This window comes from Tersicoccus solisilvae, from assembly GCF_014643255.1.
Taxonomy (GTDB): Bacteria; Actinomycetota; Actinomycetes; order Actinomycetales; family Micrococcaceae; genus Tersicoccus; species Tersicoccus solisilvae.
Genome location: NZ_BMJI01000044.1, coordinates 1 through 1,288 on the forward strand (window position 1 = coordinate 1; position 1,288 = coordinate 1,288).

The 1,288-nt window shown below is 70.6% G+C and carries 1 protein-coding gene; it reads right to left on the reverse strand.

Going from position 1 to position 1,288, the window contains the following annotated elements:
• Positions 1 to 265: 265 nt before the first annotated feature.
• Positions 266 to 1,288: IS110 family RNA-guided transposase (locus IEX22_RS15280; protein ID WP_229660100.1), on the reverse strand; the 1,023-nt coding region annotated here is incomplete at its 5' end.

The window sequence follows — 1,288 nt, forward strand, 5'->3', positions numbered from 1 at the left end:
GGGTGAAGCGGGGCCCTTCCTGGCCGGGGAGGGCCCCGCTTCGTCGTTCACGGGGTGGTGTCGGGAGACAGCGTGTCAGGCGACGCGCGGTCAGTCTGATATGCGCGGGTTGGTTACCGCAGGGCCCTGGTTTCGGCTGGAGAGGCGGAGCGCGTCTGAGGTCGAGCGTGCCCCCGTTGGCCGGGGGTGCTCACAGTCGACTCGCGGGTCCTCTCCTCGCGCTGCTGCCCGGACACCCGGGATGTCCCGTGAACGGGTCGGGTGCTCAGTCCTCCATCACGGCCAGGGACCAGCACCAGCCGGCGAGTTCGCGGGCGATGGCGGTGTTGGCGACGGTGTGCCGTTTCTTGTGGGCGGTCATCGTGTCCCAGCGGTGGTGCAGCCGCCGGTTGCCGGCGTCGCCGCGGGCCACGGCCCTGGCCGGTGCCAACGCCCACCGGTCCTGCATGGTCTTGCCCGGCCGGTAGTCGGGTTTGTGGTGCCACGCGGCCTCGATCAACAGGCGACGGGCGTGGCTGTTCCCGGTCTTGGTGATGCCGCCCTGGACGCGGGAGCCGCCGGAGGAGAACTCCGAGGGCACCAGCCCGAGATAGGACCCGATCGTCGCCCCGGTCAACCGGTGCCAATTGCCGATCTCCACTGCCAGGGCGAACCCGGTCGTGGTCGAGATCCCCCGCAGGCAGCACAACCGGCGGGTCAGGGACGTGAACTCACTGTCCGCGGCCAGCGCCGCGATCTGATGATCGAGCCGGTCCCGGCGGGCCAACGTGTGGACGACCGCGTCATAGGCGTCATCGAAGGCGGCCAGCGTCCCGCCGCCGCCGAACTGGAGGTGGTCCGTGCGGGTCCGTCGCAACCACGCTTCGTGTTTGCCGGTCCACGCGTCACCACCGTCGTAGACGTGGCCGTGACGCAGCAGCAGCTTGGACAGCCGGTGCCGTGCGCTCATCAGGCTCATGCGGGCGTCCTCCCGGGCCCGCACCAGATCCCGCGCCGATTCCTGCGCCGGGGTGGGGATGGTGACCGCGACGATATCGTCGTTGCGGGCCAGCCGAGCCAGCAGTAACGCGTCGCGCCGGTCGGTCTTGACTCTGTCCCCGCTCGGACGCAGCAGCTTGCTCGGGGCCGCGATCTGGCAGGCATGCCCGGCCGTCAACAGCGCCCGTGCCAGCCCGTACCCGGTCGGGCCCGCCTCATAGGTCACCAGGACGGGGCCGTGGTCCCGTGCCAGCCCGTCGACGAACGCCACGATCTGGTCCGAGACCGGTGAGATCGTCCGTTCGATCAG